The organism is Pseudomonas sp. PvP001 (assembly GCF_040546375.1).
Lineage (GTDB): Bacteria > Pseudomonadota > Gammaproteobacteria > Pseudomonadales > Pseudomonadaceae > Aquipseudomonas > Aquipseudomonas coleopterorum.
The window spans coordinates 1,947,695-1,967,713 of record NZ_JBEPNQ010000001.1; the positions used below are offsets into that span (position 1 = coordinate 1,947,695).

Below are 20,019 nucleotides of genomic sequence, written 5' to 3' on the forward strand. Positions count from 1 at the left end.
ACCAATACCATCCACTGAAACGCACCACCCCTCGCATCGAGCACCAACGCGGTGCGACCGATACTCGTCCAGGCCCTCCCTCGCCCCCTATCCCGCACCTGCGCGCACTCCGGCACACCCCTTGCAAAGCTCCGCTGAGAAGTCCCCATCTGCCTCACTAAAAAAACATTCGTACATGGAGATTGCACAATGAAGCGTCGCAGCTTGATCAAGGCGTTCACCCTTTCCGCATCGATCGCTGCCATGGGCTTGTCCTGGACGATTCAGGCCGCCGAGACCATCAAGGTCGGCATCCTGCATTCGCTGTCCGGCACCATGGCGATCTCGGAGACTTCTCTGAAAGACATGGCCCTGATGACCATCGACCAGATCAACGCCAAGGGCGGCGTGAATGGCAAGATGCTCGAGGCTGTGGTGGTGGACCCGGCGTCCAACTGGCCGTTGTTCGCCGAGAAGGCACGGCAGTTGATCACCCAGGACAAGGTTGCGGTGGTGTTCGGCTGCTGGACGTCGGTGTCGCGCAAGTCGGTGCTGCCGGTCTTCGAAGAGCTCAACGGCCTGCTGTTCTACCCCGTGCAGTACGAAGGTGAAGAGATGTCGCCGAACGTCTTCTACACCGGCGCGGCGCCCAATCAGCAGGCGATCCCGGCGGTCGAGTACCTGATGAGTGAAGACGGCGGTGCAGCCAAGCGCTACTTCCTGCTGGGCACCGACTACGTCTACCCACGCACCACCAACAAGATTCTGCGCGCCTTCCTGCACTCCAAGGGCGTGGCCGACAAGGACATCGAAGAGGTCTACACCCCGTTCGGTCACTCGGACTACCAGACCATCGTTGCCAACATCAAGAAATTCTCGGCCGGCGGCAAGACTGCCGTCATCTCCACCGTCAACGGCGACTCCAACGTGCCGTTCTACAAGGAGCTGGCCAACCAGGGCCTGAAGGCCACCGACGTCCCGGTCGTGGCGTTCTCGGTCGGCGAAGAAGAACTGCGCGGCATCGACACCAAGCCGCTGGTGGGCAACCTGGCGGCGTGGAACTACTTCCAGTCGGTGGAGAACAAGGAAAACACCCAGTTCGTCGCCGACTGGAAAGCCTACGCCAAGGCCAAGAACCTGCCGAACGCCGCCACCGTGGTCACCAACGATCCGATGGAAGCGACCTACGTGGGCATCAACATGTGGGCCCAGGCCGCCAACCAGGCCAAATCGACCGACGTGGACAAGGTACGTGAAGCCATGGCCGGGCAGACCTTCGCCGCGCCGTCGGGCTACACCCTGACCATGGACAAGACCAACCACCACCTGCACAAGCCGGTGATGATCGGCGAGATCGAGGACAACGGTCAGTTCAACGTGGTGTGGCAGACCAAGGAGCCGATCCGTGCCCAGCCATGGAGCCCTTACATTCCGGGTAACGACAAGAAGCCGGATCACGCCGTGAAGAGCAACTGATCCAACCAGCCTCCCAGCGCCGTCGTGTAAGCGGGCTGCTGTAGGAGCGGTCATCGGCCGCGAAGGGGCACCGTGGTGTGCAGGACAGACCTTGGTGGCCCTTCGCGGCCGATGACCGCTCCTACAAAGGGCCGCAAGGTTTCTGTGGGGCGGTCTGCGGCCGCCATTGCCGTCTATTCAAAGGACTTGCCATGTCCCTCATCAAATTCCTCGTCACTGTCGTCCTGCTGCTGCCACTGATGGCCCGCGCCAACGACGCCAGTGATTTCACCGGCGCCTCGTCCGCCGAGCAGGTCCGCCTGCTGGAAGCCTGGGCCGCACAGCCCGATCCGGCACGGCTCGAACTGCTCGATGCCTTGCAGGAAGGCCGGGTTGCCGCCGATGCCGAGAAAAAACCGTTCATCGAAACCAATGGCCAGATGGCTCCCGCCGACGGCACCGCCGCGGCCGTGGAACCGGTGCGCAAGCTGCGCCTGAACAACCGCCTGCGCGGCCTGGTGGAAACCGCCCTGGCTAGCCACCAACTGCTGAGCGACGACGCTCAGGTTCGCCTCGCCGCTGCGCAGCAACTGCAACGCTCGGCGCAGCCCAACCAATTGGCCCTGCTCGATCGCCAAACCACCAGTGAGCAGGACGAAACGGTGAAGACCGCCCTGACCCTGGCCCTGGCCAACCTGCAATTGGTCGCTCCCGAGCCCGCCGTGCGACTGGCTGCGGTGCGTCTGCTGGGCGAAACCGGTGAGCCCCTGGCGCGCACCCGTCTGGAAAACCTGCTGGCGCCGGGCGTGGAAACCGACCCGGGCGTGCGCACGGCCGCCGAGACCAGCCTGGCTCAGGTCAAGCGCAAGCTGATGATCGGCGACATCCTCGGCCAGGCCTTCAGCGGCATGTCCCTGGGCTCGATCCTGCTGCTGGCCGCCCTGGGCCTGGCGATCACCTTCGGCCTGCTCGGCGTGATCAACATGGCCCACGGCGAAATGCTGATGCTCGGCGCCTACTCGACCTACGTCGTGCAGATGCTGATCCAGCGCATCGCTCCCGGCGCCATCGAGTACTACCCGCTGATCGCCCTGCCCGTGGCGTTCTTCGTCACCGCAGGCGTCGGCATGATTCTGGAACGCACGGTCATTCGCCATCTGTACGGTCGCCCGCTGGAAACCCTGCTGGCGACCTGGGGCATCAGCCTGATGCTGATCCAGGCCATTCGCCTGATCTTCGGCGCGCAGAACGTGGAAGTGGCCAACCCCGCCTGGCTCTCCGGCGGCTGGCAGGTACTGCCCAACCTGGTGCTGCCGTACAACCGCATCGTCATCATCGCCTTCGCGCTGTTCGTGGTGGTACTGACCTGGCTGCTGCTGAACAAGACCCGCCTGGGCCTGAACGTGCGTGCCGTCACTCAGAACCGCAACATGGCCGCCTGCTGCGGGGTGCCCACCGGGCGTGTCGACATGCTCGCCTTCGGTCTGGGCTCGGGCATCGCCGGCCTGGGTGGCGTGGCCCTGAGCCAGATCGGCAACGTCGGCCCGGACCTGGGCCAGAGCTACATCATCGACTCGTTTCTGGTGGTGGTGCTGGGCGGCGTCGGCCAACTGGCCGGTAGCGTGTCCGCCGCGTTCGGCCTGGGCATCGCCAACAAGATCCTGGAACCGCAGATCGGTGCGGTGCTGGGCAAGATCCTCATCCTCGCGCTGATCATTCTGTTCATCCAGAAACGTCCGCAAGGCCTCTTCGCACTCAAAGGACGGGTGATCGACTGATGAATCAGCCATTGATGCTCACTGCCGCGCAGAAAGCCGGCCCGAAAGTGACCCTCGCCATCGGCGTCGTGGTCCTGGCGATCCTCATCGCCCTGCCGCTGCTGTCGCTGCTGCCGGCCAGCAACGGCTTGCAGGTCTCGGCCTACACCCTGACCCTGGTCGGCAAGATTCTCTGCTACGCCATCGTCGCGCTGGCCCTGGACCTGGTCTGGGGCTACGCCGGTCTGTTGTCCCTGGGCCACGGCCTGTTCTTCGCCCTGGGCGGCTACGCCATGGGCATGTACCTGATGCGCGAGGCGGCCGGGGATGGCCTGCCGGCCTTCATGACGTTTCTGTCGTGGACCGAGCTGCCCTGGTTCTGGGTCGGTACCGAACATTTCCTCTGGGCCCTGTGCCTGGCGGTGCTGGCGCCGGGCGTGCTGGCCCTGGTGTTCGGTTTCTTCGCCTTCCGCTCGCGGATCAAGGGCGTCTATTTTTCGATCATGACCCAGGCCCTGACCTTCGCTGGCATGCTGCTGTTCTTTCGCAACGAAACCGGCTTCGGCGGCAACAACGGCTTCACCAACTTCCGCAGCATCCTGGGCTTCAGCATCACCTCGCAAGGCACTCGCGCCGTGCTGTTCCTGCTCACCGTGGCGTTGCTGGTGCTGAGCCTGTACCTGGGCTGGCGCCTGGCCCGCAGCAAGTTCGGCCGGGTGCTGACCGCGCTGCGCGACGCCGAAAACCGGCTGATGTTCTGCGGTTACGATCCACGCGGATTCAAGCTGTTCGTCTGGGTGCTCAGCGCCGTGCTCTGCGGTCTGGCCGGCGCGCTCTACGTGCCGCAGGTGGGGATCATCAACCCCAGCGAAATGTCACCGACCAACTCCATCGAAGCCGCTGTCTGGGTGGCCCTGGGCGGGCGTGGCACGCTGATCGGGCCGCTGCTGGGCGCCGGCATCGTCAATGGCATGAAGAGCTGGTTCACCGTGGCGTTTCCCGAATACTGGCTGTTCTTCCTCGGCGCACTGTTCATCATCGTCACCTTGTACCTGCCCAAGGGTGTGATCGGCTTGTTGAAGAAGAGAGGTGAACAATGAGAATCACCGCCACCGGCGAGTTCATGCTCGAACCGATCCTCGACCCCAACAGCGACGCCGGCACCAGCCGCGATGCGATCGGCCTGGGCCAGGCCAGCGGTCCGGGGTTGAACACCCGACACGGGACGATTCTGACCCTGGAAGACATCAGCGTCAGCTTCGACGGCTTCAAGGCGCTCAACGACCTCAATCTGTACATCGGCGTCGGGGAGCTGCGCTGCATCATCGGCCCCAACGGTGCCGGCAAGACCACGCTGATGGACGTGATTACCGGCAAGACCCGGCCCACCACGGGCAAGGCCTGGTTCGGCGAAACCCTGGACCTGACCCACATGAGCGAGGTGCAGATCGCTCAGGCCGGCATCGGCCGCAAGTTCCAGAAGCCGACCGTGTTCGAAGCCTTGAGCGTGTTCGAGAACCTGGAGCTGGCGCAGAAGACCGACAAGTCGGTCTGGGCCAGCCTGCGCGCACGGCTGACCGGCGAGCAGCGCGACCGCATCGCCGAGGTGCTGGAGACCATTCGCCTGAGCCCGTCGGTCGATCGCCCGGCCGGCTTGCTGTCCCACGGCCAGAAGCAGTTCCTGGAAATCGGCATGCTGCTGGTGCAGGACCCGCAATTGCTGCTGCTCGATGAACCGGTGGCAGGCATGACCGACGCCGAAACCGAGTTCACCGCCGAGCTGTTCAAGACCCTGGCCGGCAAGCATTCGCTGATGGTGGTGGAGCATGACATGGGCTTCGTCGGCTCGATTGCCGACCATGTCACCGTGCTGCATCAGGGCAGCGTGCTGGCTGAAGGTTCGCTCGAGGCGGTGCAGGCCGATGAGCGGGTGATCGAGGTTTATCTGGGGCGTTGATGCCACAGGCCTCTTCGCGGGCAGAGCCCGCTCCCACACAGGACCTGCGCCGCGCTGAAGATCCTTGTGGGAGCGGGCTCTGCCCGCGAAGAGGCCCACCCAGACACTGCAACAAAAAGGACAAGACCCCATGCTCCAAGTCGACCAGCTTCACCAATACTACGGCGGCAGCCATATCCTGCGCGGCCTGTCGTTCGATGTGAACATAGGCGAAGTGACCTGCCTGCTCGGGCGCAATGGCGTGGGCAAGACCACCCTGCTCAAGTGCCTGATGGGCCTGATCCCGGCCAAGCAAGGCAGCGTGGCCTGGGAAGGCAAGCCGATCACCGGGTTCAAGCCGCATCAACGGGTGCACGCAGGCATCGCCTACGTGCCCCAGGGCCGCGAAATCTTCGGCCGCCTGACGGTCGAGGAAAACCTGCTGATGGGGCTTTCGCGCTTTCCCGGCAGCGAAGCGCGCGAGGTCCCAGCGTTCATCTACGAACTGTTTCCGGTGCTGCTGCAGATGAAGCACCGCCGTGGCGGCGACCTGTCCGGCGGTCAACAGCAACAACTGGCGATTGGTCGTGCTCTGGCAAGCCGACCACGGTTGCTGATTCTCGACGAGCCCACCGAAGGCATCCAGCCCTCGGTGATCAAAGAGATCGGCGCCGTGATCAAGCAGCTCGCCGCGCGTGGCGACATGGCGATATTGCTGGTCGAGCAGTTCTACGACTTCGCCGCCGAGCTGGCCGATCAGTACCTGGTCATGTCGCGCGGCGAGATCGTCCAGCAGGGTCGTGGTGAAAACATGGAAACCGAGGGTGTGCGTGGCCTGGTAACCATTTAATCTTTGCCGCGACCCGAAAAAGAATGAAGGCCATGAATCTACCTGTCACTTCCCTGCCCTACACACCCAGCTGGCACGCCCGGCTGGAGCTGGGCTACGCACGGTTCGGCGACAGCACGCGGCCGACCCTGCGCCGCCACCTGGGCCCCTTGCGGGTGCAGAAGCATCTGTACGCCGAAGGGCCCGAGGTGTGCCAGCACATCATCGTGCATCCGCCGGGGGGTATCGCCGGCGGCGATCGGCTGGACATCAGCGCACAGGTTCACGCCAACGCCTGGGCGCAGTTGACCACGCCCGGCGCGGCAAAGTGGTACCGAGCACTCAGCCCGGCCTATCAAAGCACCGAGCTGCAGGTGGCCGCTGGCGCTACCCTCGAATGGCTGCCCCAGGAAACCATCGTCTACAGTGCCGCCCAGGCTGAACTGGATACCCGTATCCATCTGCAGGGCGATGCCCGGCTGTTCTATTGGGATATCGTCGCCGTGGGTCGTCCGGCGGCCGCCGAGCGCTTCGACCAGGGGCATTTCCAGTCACGCCTGGAGATCCGCCGCGACGGCGAGCTGCTCTGGCACGAGCGCCAGCGCATCGTCGGCGACGACGGCCTGCTCGAATCGGCCGTGGGCCTGGGCGGCAAGCCGGTGTTCGCCACCTTGCTGGTGACCGGCGAGATCGACCCGGCCCTGCTCGAACGCTGCCGGACGCTGACAACTCGCGTACGCGGCGACCTGAGCCAGTTGCCAGGACTGCTGGTGGCGCGCTGCCTGGCCGACGAGGCGCTGCATGCGCGCGACTGGCTGATCCAGCTGTGGACGCTGCTACGCCCGGCCCTGCTGGGCCGCGAAGCGCTGGCACCGCGGATCTGGAGCACCTGACTGAATCCTGCCTGCCTGGTTACCTACCAAAATTCTCAAGGAACCCCCATGGACCTGACACCCCGCGAAAAAGACAAGATGCTCATCTTCACCGCCGGCCTGGTCGCCGAACGCCGTCTGGCCCGCGGCCTGAAGCTGAACTACCCGGAAGCCATGGCGCTGATTTCCGCCGCCCTGCTCGAAGGCGCGCGTGACGGCCAGACCGTCGCCCAACTGATGCATTACGGCACCACCCTGCTCAGCCGCGAACAGGTCATGGAGGGCATCCCCGAAATGATCCCGGAGATCCAGGTGGAAGCCACGTTTCCCGACGGCACCAAGCTGGTCACCGTTCATCAACCCATTGCCTGAGGCACGGCCATGATTCGTGACGCCACCGAGCGCGACTTGCCAGGGATCTGCGCGATCTATAACGATGCGGTGCTCAACACCACCGCGATCTGGAACGAGCAGCCGGTCGACCTGGCCAACCGCCAGGCCTGGTTCGAAGCGCGCAAGGCACAGCAGTACCCGATCCTGGTCGCCGAGGAAAACGGCGAGGTCAGCGGCTACGCGTCGTTCGGCGACTGGCGCCCGTTCGAAGGCTTTCGCTACAGCGTCGAGCACTCGGTCTACGTGCGCAACGACCAGCGCGGCAAAGGCCTGGGCGCGCGCCTGATGCAGGTGCTCATCGAGCGTGCCCGCGAGCGCGGCAAATACGTCATGGTGGCCGCCATCGAAAGCGGCAACCAGGCATCGATTCATTTGCACGAACGCCTGGGCTTCGTCACCACCGGGCAAATGCCGCAGGTGGGCATCAAGTTCGGCCGCTGGCTGGACCTGACCTTCATGCAACTGGCCCTCAACCCCGGCGCCGAGCCGCCCCAGGAGTCGGCTTGAACCGCCGTCCTTCATCACTTCGAGGAGCTATCCCATGATTCCCGGCCAATACCAGATCCAGCCTGGCGACATCGAACTCAATGCCGGCCGGCGCACGCTGAGCCTGACCGTGGCCAACAGTGGCGATCGGCCGATTCAGGTGGGGTCGCACTATCACTTCTTCGAAACCAACGACGCGCTGCACTTCGACCGGGCCGCCAGCCGTGGTATGCGCCTGAACATTCCTGCCGGGACGGCGGTGCGCTTCGAGCCGGGCCAGAGCCGCGAGGTGGAGCTGGTGGACCTCGCCGGGTTGCGCCGCGTGTACGGCTTCGCCGGCCGCATCATGGGTGAGCTCTGAACACGTCCTCCTCTGTAGGAGCGGTCCGTGGCCGCGAAGGAGGCAACGCGCTCTACCCGATACACCGCAGCGGGCCATTCGCGGCCGATGACCGCTCCTACAGGGGCCACAAACACATGAATTGCAGGGCATAGCGATGAAGATTTCCAGAGAAGCCTACGCCGACATGTTCGGCCCCACCGTCGGTGACAAAGTCCGCTTGGCCGACACCGACCTGTGGATCGAAGTGGAAAAGGACTTCACCACCTACGGCGAAGAAGTCAAATTCGGCGGCGGCAAGGTCATCCGCGATGGCATGGGCCAAGGCCAGTTGCTGGCCGCCGAGGTGGTCGACACGCTGATCACCAATGCCCTGATCATCGATCACTGGGGCATCGTCAAGGCCGACGTCGGCCTCAAGGACGGGCGCATCGCGGCGATCGGCAAGGCCGGCAACCCCGACATCCAGCCCGATGTAACCATCGCCATCGGCGCCAGCACCGAAGTGATCGCCGGTGAAGGCATGATCCTGACCGCCGGTGGCATCGACACCCATATTCACTTCATCTGCCCGCAGCAGATCGAAGAAGCGCTGATGAGCGGCGTCACCACCATGATCGGTGGCGGCACCGGACCGGCCACCGGCACCAACGCGACCACTTGCACCTCTGGCCCCTGGCACATGGCGCGCATGCTCCAGGCCGCCGATGCCTTCGCCATGAACATCGGCTTCACCGGCAAGGGCAACGCCAGCCTGCCCGAGCCGCTGATCGAACAGGTCAAGGCCGGCGCCATCGGCCTGAAACTGCACGAAGACTGGGGCACCACGCCTGCGGCCATCGACAATTGCCTGAGCGTGGCCGACCAGTACGACGTGCAGGTCGCCATCCATACCGACACCCTCAACGAGTCGGGCTTCGTCGAGACCACCCTCGCCGCTTTCAAGGGCCGCACCATTCACACCTATCACACCGAGGGCGCCGGCGGCGGCCACGCCCCGGACATCATCAAGGCCTGCGGCTTCGCCAACGTGCTGCCCAGCTCGACCAACCCGACCCGCCCGTTCACCCGCAACACCATCGACGAGCACCTGGACATGCTCATGGTCTGCCATCACCTGGACCCCAGCATCGCCGAGGACGTGGCCTTCGCCGAAAGCCGCATCCGGCGCGAGACCATTGCTGCCGAAGACATCCTCCACGACCTCGGCGCGTTCTCCATGATCAGCTCCGACAGCCAGGCCATGGGCCGCGTCGGCGAAGTGATCACGCGCACCTGGCAGACCGCCGACAAGATGAAGAAGCAACGCGGCCCCCTGCCCGAAGACGCCGAGGGCAACGACAACTTCCGCGCCAAACGCTACATCGCCAAGTACACCATCAACCCGGCCATCACCCATGGCATCAGCCACGAAGTGGGCTCGGTGGAAATCGGCAAATGGGCGGATCTGGTGCTCTGGCGCCCGGCCTTCTTCGGCGTCAAGCCGACCTTGATCCTCAAGGGAGGCGCCATCGCCGCCAGCCTCATGGGCGACGCCAATGCCTCGATTCCCACGCCGCAGCCGGTACATTACCGCCCCATGTTCGCCAGCTTCGACGGCTCGCGCCATGCCACCAGCCTGACCTTCATCAGCCAGGCCGCGCTAGACGCCGGGGTGCCTGCACAGCTGGGCTTGAAGAAGCGGATCGCCGTGGTGAAAGGCTGCCGCTCGGTACAGAAGACCGACTTGATCCACAACGGCTACCTGCCTGACATCGACGTCGACCCGCAGACCTATCAGGTCAAGGCCGATGGCGTGCTGCTGTGGTGCGAACCGGCCGACGTGCTGCCCATGGCCCAGCGCTATTTTCTGTTCTGAGGCCGCCGTGGCTGGCTGTCCAGCTTCCGACTATCTATGTAGGTCTTGAGCACCTCGCGGTTTTCCTAAGGTGTCGCTCCACTCAACGAGGAGCGACACATGACCACGACCACGGCAACTCCAGCCCCCGTTCCAACCCCTCTTACCGTAGCGAACGTGACGGCCATCGCCGACCGCTACTACCAATATTTCCCGGACGTTCGCGAATCAGCGCGCGACTGGGGCATCAAGCTGCTCAAGTTCCATACCCACATGGACCTGGATCCGGACGAGGTCTATTGGCACGACTTCGACAACGCCCAGAACAGTGGGCGGGCCTACACCGGCCAACAGCACATCGGCAAGCCCAAGGAAACGCTCACCGTCACCGAGCTGGTACTGCGACGCTTCAACACCTTCTATCAGGTCAACTTCGACCTGCTCGACCAGATGTCGGGGTTCTACACCGCCAAGGACGCGGGCGTCTATAACGAGACCAATGAGGTGCCGCTGGCGCCGTCGGAAATCATGAAGGAATTCTGGGCGACCGACTTCTCCAGCCACTATCAGCGGCGTCTGGATGCCTTCCTGCGCGACTACGCCGATGACGGGCGGTTGCTGATCAAGATCCTGTTTTTCAGCTTCACCTGGAACGCCTACAACACCGGTGCATTGAGCGGCAAGCAGCTCAGACTGGTCTTCGATGCGTTCGCAGGGCCAGTCTCGGTGCCGCCCACGCTCGATGACCTGCAACGCCTGCATACCCAGCGCAGGCAGGCGGTGGTCAGGAGTTTCACCCTGGGTGACCTGACCTCGTTCGACATCCTGCGCATCACCACCGCCGAGGGGCCGGAAATTCTGTACATGCCGGCGGGCTGGTTCAGAACCTTTCACAACGAGCAGCAGCTGTACGAGTGGGTTGCCGAGATCGCCACCGAGGAACATGGCCGCGAACGTTTGATCGCTCACTTCAATACCGCGGGAGAATCCACGACCCCCCCGCGAAAACTGCTGCTCGCCACCCTCGAACGCATCCGCACGACGCCGTGGCAATCGGGTCAGCGCCTGCTCAACGGCGTCAGCAAGGTGATCGACAAGGACGTGTTCACGTTCCTGTTCGACACGGTACGCGAGCGCCTCAAGCTCGATGCCAAGGAGCTGCTGGCTTCCAACCACGAGTTGCGCAAGGAATTGTTCCTGATCGATCTGGAAGCCTTCATGCGCATCGTTACCCCCCTGGCGCTTGCCGATCCGGCCGTAGCGCTGGTGGCGGTGGCCGCCGGCTCGATTGCCTTCGGCACACACCTGGCCAAGGCCGTACACGGCCAGACCCGGGCGTCCCGTCAGGCTGCGTTCAGAGCGGCCATACTGGATGCGCTGAACATTCTTCTGGATATGCCGCTGTTACGCGGCGTCGGTGACGATGCCTTGGCCGAGCTGGGAGGCTTCGAGGAGCTGGGCGCCGCGCTTGAGCTGGATGAAACGGATCTGGCCCTGATCGACCACACCGCTACCGCCAACACGCAGCTCGATGCAGTCGCTACCGAGGAAGACCTCACCGGCCTGACCGAGGGCACGGGCCTCTATCAAGGGATCTACACGACGCCTGAAGGCAACCACTACCTGCGCATGGACGGCAAGATCTTCCAGGCTCATCACATCGAAGCCCTGGACCGCTGGGTGATCGTCGACCCCATTGCGCCACGGCAGATCACGGGCAGCTGGCCTGTGCAAAAGGACTGGATGGGGCGATGGGAGCTGTTCACCATGACCGTGCCACAAGACCAGACCGCCGCAGCGGATGCGCTCGCGGCACTGGATACCGACCCCGGCTACCGCGACATCATCGCCATGCTCGTCAGCCCCAACGCACATCAGTTGATGACCGGCCCCATCGACAGCGTTCTGCTCACCGCGCGCGCACAGCTGATCGAGCTTCGAAAGACCCTGGGCAGCCAGGCCGAGGCTTTCTTCCGGGGATCAGTGCCCCAGGTCAGCCCGAGGCTGCCAACGGTCACCGCCACCATGACCCCCAAGGAATTCCTGACTCAGGTGTTTGCCATCAACAACGGTCTGGTGATCAACGAAGGAAGCAATGCCGTCGGCAGCTGCCAGCTGTTGATCAAGTACATGTCCACCCTCAAGGCCCAGCAGGTCAAGACGCTGTATGTCCAGGGACTGCTCAGGGATCTGCATCAGGCGTCGCTGGACCAGTTCGAAAAGACCGGCATCTTTTCCCGCGAACTGGAAAAGCAGCTACGCACCCTGCACAACCGCGGCACCCGCCTGGATACGGGGCGGTACACCCTTCGTCAGGTGTTGGTGGAGGCCCGTCGCCAAGGCATCAGCGTCAAGGCGCTGGACTGCGCCGCGAGCCTGTCCACCGACGGGCTGGAGAATCCTTCCGTGCACCTGGGGCAACGCATGCGGGGTGTACTACGCGTACAAGCGTATCGAAGCGCTGCAGAGCTCGAAGCCGGGTGACAAGTGGCTGGCCTTGACCGATCAACTGCTGGCCAACCACCACAATCGCACCCCAGGCCTGGCCAACATCATGGGTACGCCCAGCCTGCGGGTTTCATGGGTGGACTTCGATCAACCGCTGCGTTTTGCCGCAGACACTGGCGAAGTACTCTCACCGGGACGGATCCCTATCCGCGGTGACATCACCCTCAAGGTGCCGTCACCGGGCAAACCTGCCAACAACAGCTAGCCCCGAACGGGCTGACCCACGCAGACGCGTGCCGTGCCCGAGCGAATGCCCGATCAGCGGCCCCAGTCCTGCCGTGGGTCGAAGTCGGCGTGCTGTGCCAGGGCCTGCCAGGCGGCCCTAGTGCTCTCGTCGGCCGCCGGCGGCATGATCACCTTGATCTGCGCGAACAGATCACCGCGCCCGCCCTGCTTGTTCTTCAGGCCCATGCCCTTGACTCGCAGGCGCTGGCCGTTCTGGCTATCCGGGCGAATCGTCAGGTTGATCCGGCCGGTCAAGGTCGGCACGGCGACCTTGGTGCCCAGCGCCACTTCCCAGGGGGCCAGTGGCACCTGGATGATCAGGTCGTGGCCATCCACCTCGAACAGCGGGTGCGCGGCCAGGCGCAAGGTCAGGAACAGATCGCCGCTGGCACCGCCCGCAACCCCGGGCGCGCCCTGGCCCTTGAGGCGAATGCGTTCGCCGTCGGCAACGCCTGCGGGAATCTTCACATTGAGGTTCTTGACCACATCGGTCAGGCGCTGACCGCCGGCGTTGTATTGCGGCACCTTGAAGCTGATCTTCTTCGACTCGTCGGCGAGGGTTTCCTCGAGCGAAATCGACAGCTCCATCTCCACGTCCTGGCCATTGCGCGCCGGGCTGCGCTGCTGCCCACCACGCCCGAACGGATTGCCACCGGCCGCACCGCGACCACCGCCGCTGTTGCCGAAGATGGTGCTGAAGAAATCCGAGAAATCGCCGGCGCTTTCCTCATGGAAACCACCGCCACCACGCCCCTGCCAGCCCGGCGGCCCCTGGAACGGGCGACCGTGCTGGCCGTATTTGCGCAGCTCGTCGTATTCGGCGCGCTTGTCGGCATTGCTCAGCGCTTCGTAGGCCTCGCTGGCTTCCTTGAACTTGTCCTCGGCGTCCTTTTCCTTGCTGACGTCGGGGTGATATTTACGCGCAAGCTTGCGGTAGGCGGTCTTGATCGCCTTCTCGTCCGCCGTCGGCTCGACGCCCAGAATCTTGTAGTAGTCTTTGAAATCCATCTAAGCATCACCATCAATGAGCGAATGCGCGCCGCCCGCGCCTATTGGTCGGACTCGGCAACGCATGGGAAGTTTATCGGCTGCAGGCCACTGGATGTGAACAGTAAGTTGTACAGCCCGGTCGATGGCTAGAAGGTTGGGTCCGCCGGCGCACTTTCAAGACAGCCGCGGCTCTTGATTCTGTACGCAACTGGCATACACTGCGCGGCCGTTTTTTGAACAGACCCGCCTTGCCATGAAAAACGCATCCCCGGCCCGCGCCTGCGGCATCGACTTCGGCACCTCCAACTCCACTGTCGGCTGGCATCGCCCGGGCAGCGAGACGCTGATCGCGCTGGAAGAGGGCAAGATCACCCTGCCTTCGGTGATCTTCTTCAACTTCGAAGAGCGGCGTCCGGTGTACGGCCGCTTGGCCCTGCATGAATACCTGGAAGGCTATGAAGGCCGTCTGATGCGTTCGCTCAAGAGCCTGCTGGGCTCCAAGCTGATCAAGCACGACACCAGCGTGCTGGGCACGGCGATGCCGTTCAAGGACTTGCTCGGGCTGTTCATCGGCGAGCTCAAGCAGCGTGCCGAGGCCAACGCCGGTCGTGCGTTCGACCAGGTCGTGCTGGGCCGCCCGGTGCATTTCGTCGACGACGACGCGGCCGCCGACCAGGAAGCCGAAGACACCCTGGCCGAGGTAGCGAAAAAGGTCGGTTTCAAGGACGTGTCGTTCCAGTTCGAGCCCATCGCGGCCGCCTTCGACTACGAGTCCACCATCGAGCGTGAAGAACTGGTGCTGATCGTCGACATCGGCGGTGGTACGTCCGACTTTTCCCTGGTGCGCCTGGCGCCCGAGCGCCGTGGGCTGGACGACCGTGCCGAGGACATCCTGGCCACCGGTGGCGTGCACATCGGCGGGACCGACTTCGACAAGCAGCTCAGCCTGCAAGGCGTCATGCCGCTGTTCGGCTATGGCAGCCGGATGAAGAGCGGCGCCTTCATGCCGACCAGCCACCACATGAACCTGGCCACCTGGCACACCATCAACTCGGTGTACCTGCAGAAGTCGCAACTGGCCCTTGGCAGCATGCGCTATGACATCCAGGACACCGACGGTATCGACCGCCTGTTCAAGCTGATCGAGCAGAAAGCCGGACACTGGCTGGCGATGGAAGTGGAAGAAACCAAGATCCAGCTGACCGAGGCGACCAGTCGCCATGTGCCGCTGGACCGGATCGAGTCGGGCTTGAGCGTGGAGCTGACCCGGGCGTTGTTCGAGGCGGCCATCGACAACCTGCTCGAACGCGTGCGCGGCAGTGTCGGCGAATTGCTGAACAAGGCGGGTGTGGGCGTGGAACAGGTCGACACGGTATTCTTCACCGGCGGTTCGAGCGGCATCCCGGCCCTGCGCAACAGCGTTGCGGCAATGCTGCCCAATGCGCGGCATGTGGAAGGCAACATCTTCGGCAGCATCGGCAGCGGCCTGGCCATCGAGGCTCGCAAGCGCTACGGCACGGAGTAAGGCAGGTCCGGCCTCTTCGCGGGCAGAGGGCTCGCCGCCCGCCCCGCTCCCACAATGCTCGCCCCCCACATGTATTGTGGGAGCGGGGCGGGCGGCGAGCCATCTGCCCGCGAAGAGGCCAAGAAGCCCTACACCAACTGAGCCTGCTTCAGCTCACTCTTCAGATACGCATAGTAGATCGGCCCCGCCACCACCCCGGGCAGCCCGAACGCTGCCTCGAAGATCAGCATCGCCAGCAGCAGCTCCCACGACTTGGCACTGATCTGTCCACCGACGATCCGCGCGTTGAGGAAGTACTCGACCTTGTGGATGAGTATCAGATAACCCAGCGCCGCCATGGCCACCCAGATCGACAGCGACAGCCCGACGATGGTGATCAAGGTGTTCGAGATCAGGTTGCCGATCACCGGCAACAGCCCGAGCAGGAAGGTCAGCACGATGAGGGTCTTGGTCAGCGGCAGCTTGATGCCGCACATCGGCAGGACCACGGCCAGGAAAATGGCCGTGAAGAAGGTGTTCAGCAGGGAAATCTTGATCTGCGCGAAGACGATGTTGCGAAACGCCCGCACCAGCAGCGCCAGACGGTCGAACAACGCCGCTGCCAGGGGCTTGCGCTGATCGGGATCGGGAATCGCCTGCAGCGCGATGATGGCGCCCAGCACCATGCCGATCAGCAAGGTCACGAACATGTGCGCGGCATCCTTGCCGACCAGTTGCAGATCGCTCAGGTGCTTGCTCAGCCAGCCGCTGATGGCCACGCGAAATTCGGCGGCGCTGGCCGGCAGGTAGGCGTCGATGAAGGGCGGCAACTGGCCGCGCGCACGATCGACCACGCCCATGAACTTGTTCAGCGAAGCACCCGGGTTTTCCGCTTCGTGCAGAACGAAGCTGATGACGCCGGCGAACAGCAGCGCCAGGCTGCTGACCACCAGGGTGCCCAGCAGCGCCACCGCCACCCACCGCGCGCGACGCCCGGCGATCAGTCGCTCCAGTTGCGGGGTCAGCATGTTGACCAGTTCGAACACCAGCAAGCCCGCCAACAGGCTGGGCAGCAGGCGCATCGGCAAGACCAGCAGAAGGCCGCCGAACACCAGAATCCAGCTGGCGATCAGCACTTGACGCGAAGAGAACATGGGCATAAAGCCTCAGAAGCGAGCGATTCGAAAGGACAGGCAGTCTGCCAGCGTTGTGAACGAAGGGCCAGTAGGCGAACGCATGCACGGCCCCGGCTAAATTGCGTCATTTGTTTTCCAGCACGGGCTGCCCGCGGACGGCCTGGCCAGCCAGTCGACGGGCGAAAAATTTCAGAACTATCGTCTCCTCATCACGCTCCAAACCAGCACAGGGCCACTCACGGCCCATCGAAGGAGCGACTCCCCATGTACAAGCAATCCTTGGCTGCACTGTGTGTCATCGCCTCGCTGGCCGGCTGTTCGTCGAACACCACCGTGCAGAACCCGGTGGACTTCGTGACCTATCGCGACGCCCCGCTGGTCAAGCAGGTCGAGAAAGGCATGACCATGCAGCAGGTCCTGGCCATCGGCGGCACACCGTCGACCGTCGTTGCAGGCACCGCCAACTCCGCCTACGGCACTTGCAACAACTACATCCTCAACCGTGAAGGCCATCAACAGCCTTACTACGTCAGCTTCGACAGCTCGGGCCGTGTCGCGACCAAGGGCTTCATGACCTGCGAGCAGCGCAAGCTGAACGAAACCGCGCCGTAATCCTGCTTCAGGCGGCTGACGAAAGGCCCTCCCCAGGCCATTTGTAATAAAACTTTTCGTCGCCGCCGCCACTCACATTCCTGTAGCGACATTCACGCAATGACGCATCTGCACCGATCCCGCCGGGTTCCGAATTCGGAACAACAGAGCGCGACGGCTCAAACCGTATAGCTGGAGACAAACATGCTGAACCTCGAAACTTCCCAACTGACATCCGTACAAGACCTGCGTGCCCGCGCACGTCAGAACGTCGATCAAGGCGCCGTCACCGAAGGCTACAACGCCGACCGCGAAGAGATCATCAAACTGCTCAATGGCTCGCTGGCCACAGAGCTGGTCTGCGTGTTGCGCTACAAGCGCCACTACTTCATGGCCAGTGGCCTGAAGGCAAGCATTGCCGCCGATGAATTCCTCGAGCACGCCGAGCAGGAAGCCGAACACGCCGACAAGCTGGCCGAGCGCATCGTGCAACTGGGCGGCGAGCCGGAATTCAACCCTGACCTGCTGAGCAAGAACTCCCACGCACAATACGTGGCAGGCAACACCCTCAAGGAAATGGTCTACGAAGACCTGGTGGCCGAGCGCATCGCTATCGACAGCTATCGCGAAATCATCCAGTACATCGGCGACAAGGACCCTACCACTCGCCGCATCTTCGAAGACATCCTGGCCCAGGAAGAAGAACACGCCGACGACATGGCCGACATTTACAACGCGCTGTAATCGTCAGTCGCAGGCCCCAAGCCAGAACTCAGGTTCTGGCTTTTTTGTGCCCGGTCATTTTGCCTGCAACCCGTAGGAGCGGCCCGTGGCCGCGAAACAGGCGACCCGATGCTCCTGACACACCGCAGCGCCTGGTTCGCGGCCAATGACCGCTCCTACAACGGTGGGCAAATCATCCCGTAGGAGCGGCCCGTGGCCGCGAAACCCGCGACCCGATGCACCTGACACACCGCAGCGCCTGGTTCGCGGCCACGGACCGCTCCTACAGAAACCGGCTCAGGAGCCAGGTACCGTCTTCGGTGCCTTGCCCGCCTTCATCTGCTGCAGCAGGGGCGTGCACTGGTTCGGCTCACCACCGCTGGGTGCTACCAGTGCCAGCAGGCCAGCCGCTGGCCCGATGGTCGCACCAAGGGCGACCATGCCAGCCCCGCGCAACAGCAACGGTACCGCCTGCACGCCAGCATTGGGCTTGGCGAAAGGACCGCGCACGTACAGCGGCGAGCGCAGCGACAGCAGGCGGAAGCCCTTGGACTCCGGCGAGATCTTCAGGTCCAGTTGTTCCTGCTTGAAATTCACCGTGCCATCGATGTAGATGATCGCGTTCTCGGTATCGAAGACGAACAGATCGGTGCTGGCCAGCCCGTTCTTGATGCCCAGTGACGCGGCCGCGCAGTTGATGTCCACCTCCTTGTCACCGAAGATCTTGCCCACCAGGTAGTTGCCGACGTTCAGCCCGGCAATCTCCATCAGGTCGCGGCTCACCGCGCCATCGTTGACGAGCATTTTCAGATTGCCATTGGCCGTGCCCAGCAGCGCCGCCACCGAATTGCCGGTGCCGGCAATGTCGGCATCGCCGTTGAGCTGACCGAAGCTGGTGCGCATGGGCTCGAACGAAGGGAACAGTTGCTTGAGCTGAAAGCCACGCGCGGTCAATTTGGCCCGACCCTGCAACGGTGTGGTGCGGCCGTTCAGCGAGATCTGTGCATCGAGCTTGCCCCCGGCCACCCCGAAACGCAGCGGCTCCAGGCGCAGGTTGCCGTCATCCAGTACCACATGGGTGTACAGGTCCGTGAACGGCAGATCCTCGCTGTGGACGATCTTGCGGCCGGTGAATTCGACGTCGGCGTCCATGGCGCGCCAGCGGTCGGTCTTGAACTCTTCCACGGGCAGGACCTTGCCGGCCGGTTGCTTGCTCGCCCCGCCGCGGGCCTTCTGCTCGGCATTGGAGTCGGCACCGATCAACGGCTTGAGGTCGGAGAACAGCAACTGGTTGGACACCAGCGCGCCGCTCAGCTTTGGCCGAGGCTGGCTGGCAACGAAGCCCAGGTTGCCATGAATGTCGCTGTTGCCGATCTTGCCGTTGAAATCTTCATAGCGAAACGACGCGCCGCCGGGCTCGTGCAGCTTGACCAACAGGTGCCCATCGGTTTCGTACGCGGGAGAATCCGGCAGGGTCACGCCGGTCAGTGGATAGAGATTGCCCAGGCTGCTGCCACTCAGGCGCAGGCGCAAGTCCAGCGCGCCCAGGTTGCGCGGATCGGTCAGAGTGCCAGCAACCGCGGCACGAGTGTCGGCGATACGCACGTCTACCTGCACGGGAAACGGCCGGGAAGCGTCCTGCAGCGCCAACAGCCCGCCGATCTTGCCCGAGCCCGAGAGCGGCAAGTCCTTGTAGCGACCATCGACCTTGAAGCCGAACGCATAGTCCTGCGCACTGGCACCCTGGTCGGCGACTTTCTTGGCCGCACCGCTGCCGACGATGTCGCTGAACGGAATCGGTTTACCCAATGGATCGATCAACACCTTGACCGAAGTCTTGAGCGTCTGGTCGTCGAACGCCACCACGCCCTTGTCGAAGCCGATGGAGCCGATGTCCATGACCCATTTGGACGGCTCGGCGTCGGGATCTTTTTCGTCGAACTGGAAGGTCCAGTTGGCGCGACCATCGGCCAGACGTTGCAGGGAGACATCGGGACCGGTCAGGTCGATACGCGGTATGACCACGCGCTGTGCCAGCAGCGGCAGCGGGGAAAGACGAAATTCGACCTTCTGCAGGCTGGCCATCTGGGGTTTCGATGACCAGTCAGGGTTACCCAGGGTGATGTCCTGAGCGACGAAACGCGGCCACGGCACCCAGGCACGCCAGCCACCTTCATCCTCTTCACGCTGCCAATGCACGGCGAGGTCACCATTGATGGCAAAAGGACGATGCAGGGCTTCGGAAACCTTTTCGTTGATTGTGGGTTTGATTCGATTCCAATCGAAGGTGGCGATCACCACTACCACTATCAGCAGCAGGACCAACAGGCTGCCCAGGGTCCAGGCGACGATTTTACGTGGGCGCGTCATTGCGGGCTCCTTGAGACTGCGTGCTCCCGCGAGCACAGGGGGTACTACCAACAAGGGTAGGACTGATAAACGCCTTGAGGGTTTAGTT

The 20,019-nt window shown here is 63.4% G+C and carries 18 protein-coding genes; 15 read left to right on the forward strand and 3 right to left on the reverse strand.

The window, feature by feature from the left end:
• Positions 1–189: 189 nt before the first annotated feature.
• The 12 genes from urtA to ABMD26_RS08980 all read left to right on the forward strand — a co-directional run bounded on the left by urtA (position 190) and on the right by ABMD26_RS08980 (position 12,597).
• Entirely contained in the window at positions 190–1,455 is a 1,266-nt protein-coding gene (urtA, locus tag ABMD26_RS08925; RefSeq protein WP_049861991.1) for an urea ABC transporter substrate-binding protein, read from the forward strand.
• 191 nt (positions 1,456–1,646) lie between these two features.
• The gene (gene urtB, locus ABMD26_RS08930) at positions 1,647–3,212 is read left to right on the forward strand and encodes an urea ABC transporter permease subunit UrtB (RefSeq protein ID WP_354309123.1); all 1,566 of its coding nucleotides are present in this window, start codon (positions 1,647–1,649) and stop codon (positions 3,210–3,212) included.
• A complete protein-coding gene (gene urtC, locus ABMD26_RS08935; protein WP_043191047.1) occupies positions 3,212–4,291 on the forward strand; it encodes an urea ABC transporter permease subunit UrtC in 1,080 nt (359 codons plus the stop codon). The genes urtB and urtC overlap by 1 nt, the downstream gene beginning before the upstream one ends.
• Positions 4,288–5,148: an urea ABC transporter ATP-binding protein UrtD gene (gene urtD, locus ABMD26_RS08940; RefSeq protein WP_354309125.1), complete on the forward strand. Its 861-nt coding sequence runs from the start codon at positions 4,288–4,290 to the stop codon at positions 5,146–5,148. The genes urtC and urtD overlap by 4 nt, the downstream gene beginning before the upstream one ends.
• Positions 5,149–5,278: 130 nt before the next feature.
• On the forward strand, positions 5,279–5,977 hold the full coding sequence (urtE, locus tag ABMD26_RS08945) for an urea ABC transporter ATP-binding subunit UrtE (protein ID WP_192069176.1): 699 nt from the start codon (positions 5,279–5,281) through the stop codon (positions 5,975–5,977).
• Positions 5,978–6,009: 32 nt separating this feature from the next.
• On the forward strand, positions 6,010–6,849 hold the full coding sequence (locus tag ABMD26_RS08950) for an urease accessory protein UreD (protein ID WP_354309128.1): 840 nt from the start codon (positions 6,010–6,012) through the stop codon (positions 6,847–6,849).
• Positions 6,850–6,897: 48 nt separating this feature from the next.
• Positions 6,898–7,200, forward strand: coding sequence for an urease subunit gamma (locus tag ABMD26_RS08955; protein ID WP_049861996.1), 303 nt, complete (start codon positions 6,898–6,900; stop codon positions 7,198–7,200).
• A 9-nt stretch (positions 7,201–7,209) separates the two neighbouring features.
• Positions 7,210–7,728 carry a GNAT family N-acetyltransferase gene (locus ABMD26_RS08960; protein ID WP_122744033.1) on the forward strand — a complete coding sequence of 173 codons (519 nt, stop codon included), beginning with the start codon at positions 7,210–7,212 and terminating at the stop codon, positions 7,726–7,728.
• Between the two features lie 34 nt (positions 7,729–7,762).
• Complete coding sequence (locus tag ABMD26_RS08965; RefSeq protein ID WP_049861998.1) at positions 7,763–8,068, forward strand: urease subunit beta; 306 nt, start codon at positions 7,763–7,765, stop codon at positions 8,066–8,068.
• A gap of 136 nt (positions 8,069–8,204) precedes the next feature.
• Positions 8,205–9,905, forward strand: coding sequence for an urease subunit alpha (ureC, locus tag ABMD26_RS08970; protein ID WP_134722981.1), 1,701 nt, complete (start codon positions 8,205–8,207; stop codon positions 9,903–9,905).
• 99 nt (positions 9,906–10,004) lie between these two features.
• Entirely contained in the window at positions 10,005–12,368 is a 2,364-nt protein-coding gene (locus ABMD26_RS08975) for a dermonecrotic toxin domain-containing protein (RefSeq protein WP_354309132.1), read from the forward strand.
• Between the two features lie 13 nt (positions 12,369–12,381).
• Positions 12,382–12,597 carry a hypothetical protein gene (locus ABMD26_RS08980; RefSeq protein ID WP_354309134.1) on the forward strand — a complete coding sequence of 72 codons (216 nt, stop codon included), beginning with the start codon at positions 12,382–12,384 and terminating at the stop codon, positions 12,595–12,597.
• Between the two features lie 53 nt (positions 12,598–12,650).
• Here ABMD26_RS08980 and ABMD26_RS08985 read toward each other — a convergent pair whose 3' ends face one another.
• Positions 12,651–13,625, reverse strand: coding sequence for a DnaJ C-terminal domain-containing protein (locus ABMD26_RS08985; protein ID WP_134722979.1), 975 nt, complete (start codon positions 13,623–13,625; stop codon positions 12,651–12,653).
• A 235-nt stretch (positions 13,626–13,860) separates the two neighbouring features.
• Between ABMD26_RS08985 and ABMD26_RS08990 the strand changes: the two genes are divergently transcribed.
• Positions 13,861–15,132 carry an Hsp70 family protein gene (locus ABMD26_RS08990; protein WP_122744029.1) on the forward strand — a complete coding sequence of 424 codons (1,272 nt, stop codon included), beginning with the start codon at positions 13,861–13,863 and terminating at the stop codon, positions 15,130–15,132.
• Between the two features lie 128 nt (positions 15,133–15,260).
• Here ABMD26_RS08990 and ABMD26_RS08995 read toward each other — a convergent pair whose 3' ends face one another.
• Complete coding sequence (locus ABMD26_RS08995) at positions 15,261–16,271, reverse strand: AI-2E family transporter (RefSeq protein ID WP_122744028.1); 1,011 nt, start codon at positions 16,269–16,271, stop codon at positions 15,261–15,263.
• Between the two features lie 240 nt (positions 16,272–16,511).
• Here ABMD26_RS08995 and osmE point away from each other — a divergent pair, with 240 nt between their 5' ends.
• Both osmE and ABMD26_RS09005 read left to right on the forward strand, forming a co-directional pair.
• Positions 16,512–16,859, forward strand: coding sequence for an osmotically-inducible lipoprotein OsmE (gene osmE / locus ABMD26_RS09000; RefSeq protein WP_049862004.1), 348 nt, complete (start codon positions 16,512–16,514; stop codon positions 16,857–16,859).
• 183 nt (positions 16,860–17,042) lie between these two features.
• Positions 17,043–17,582 (forward strand): ferritin-like domain-containing protein, encoded by a 540-nt coding sequence (locus tag ABMD26_RS09005; protein ID WP_043191077.1) that lies wholly within the window; start codon positions 17,043–17,045, stop codon positions 17,580–17,582.
• A gap of 276 nt (positions 17,583–17,858) precedes the next feature.
• Here ABMD26_RS09005 and ABMD26_RS09010 read toward each other — a convergent pair whose 3' ends face one another.
• A complete protein-coding gene (locus ABMD26_RS09010; RefSeq protein WP_354309138.1) occupies positions 17,859–19,931 on the reverse strand; it encodes an AsmA family protein in 2,073 nt (690 codons plus the stop codon).
• Between the last annotated feature and the right edge of the window lie 88 nt (positions 19,932–20,019).

Excerpts from the sequence above, each read along its gene's own strand:
- urtA (WP_049861991.1), top strand. The coding sequence starts at position 190 with ATGAAGCGTCGCAGCTTGATCAAGGCGTTCACCCTTTCCGCATCGATC.
- urtB (WP_354309123.1), top strand. The coding sequence starts at position 1,647 with ATGTCCCTCATCAAATTCCTCGTCACTGTCGTCCTGCTGCTGCCACTG.
- urtC (WP_043191047.1), top strand. The coding sequence starts at position 3,212 with ATGAATCAGCCATTGATGCTCACTGCCGCGCAGAAAGCCGGCCCGAAA.
- urtD (WP_354309125.1), top strand. The coding sequence starts at position 4,288 with ATGAGAATCACCGCCACCGGCGAGTTCATGCTCGAACCGATCCTCGAC.
- urtE (WP_192069176.1), top strand. The coding sequence starts at position 5,279 with ATGCTCCAAGTCGACCAGCTTCACCAATACTACGGCGGCAGCCATATC.
- ABMD26_RS08950 (WP_354309128.1), top strand. The coding sequence starts at position 6,010 with ATGAATCTACCTGTCACTTCCCTGCCCTACACACCCAGCTGGCACGCC.
- ABMD26_RS08955 (WP_049861996.1), top strand. The coding sequence starts at position 6,898 with ATGGACCTGACACCCCGCGAAAAAGACAAGATGCTCATCTTCACCGCC.
- ABMD26_RS08960 (WP_122744033.1), top strand. The coding sequence starts at position 7,210 with ATGATTCGTGACGCCACCGAGCGCGACTTGCCAGGGATCTGCGCGATC.
- ABMD26_RS08965 (WP_049861998.1), top strand. The coding sequence starts at position 7,763 with ATGATTCCCGGCCAATACCAGATCCAGCCTGGCGACATCGAACTCAAT.
- ureC (WP_134722981.1), top strand. The coding sequence starts at position 8,205 with ATGAAGATTTCCAGAGAAGCCTACGCCGACATGTTCGGCCCCACCGTC.
- ABMD26_RS08975 (WP_354309132.1), top strand. The coding sequence starts at position 10,005 with ATGACCACGACCACGGCAACTCCAGCCCCCGTTCCAACCCCTCTTACC.
- ABMD26_RS08985 (WP_134722979.1), bottom strand. The coding sequence starts at position 13,625 with ATGGATTTCAAAGACTACTACAAGATTCTGGGCGTCGAGCCGACGGCG.
- ABMD26_RS08990 (WP_122744029.1), top strand. The coding sequence starts at position 13,861 with ATGAAAAACGCATCCCCGGCCCGCGCCTGCGGCATCGACTTCGGCACC.
- ABMD26_RS08995 (WP_122744028.1), bottom strand. The coding sequence starts at position 16,271 with ATGCCCATGTTCTCTTCGCGTCAAGTGCTGATCGCCAGCTGGATTCTG.
- osmE (WP_049862004.1), top strand. The coding sequence starts at position 16,512 with ATGTACAAGCAATCCTTGGCTGCACTGTGTGTCATCGCCTCGCTGGCC.
- ABMD26_RS09005 (WP_043191077.1), top strand. The coding sequence starts at position 17,043 with ATGCTGAACCTCGAAACTTCCCAACTGACATCCGTACAAGACCTGCGT.
- ABMD26_RS09010 (WP_354309138.1), bottom strand. The coding sequence starts at position 19,931 with ATGACGCGCCCACGTAAAATCGTCGCCTGGACCCTGGGCAGCCTGTTG.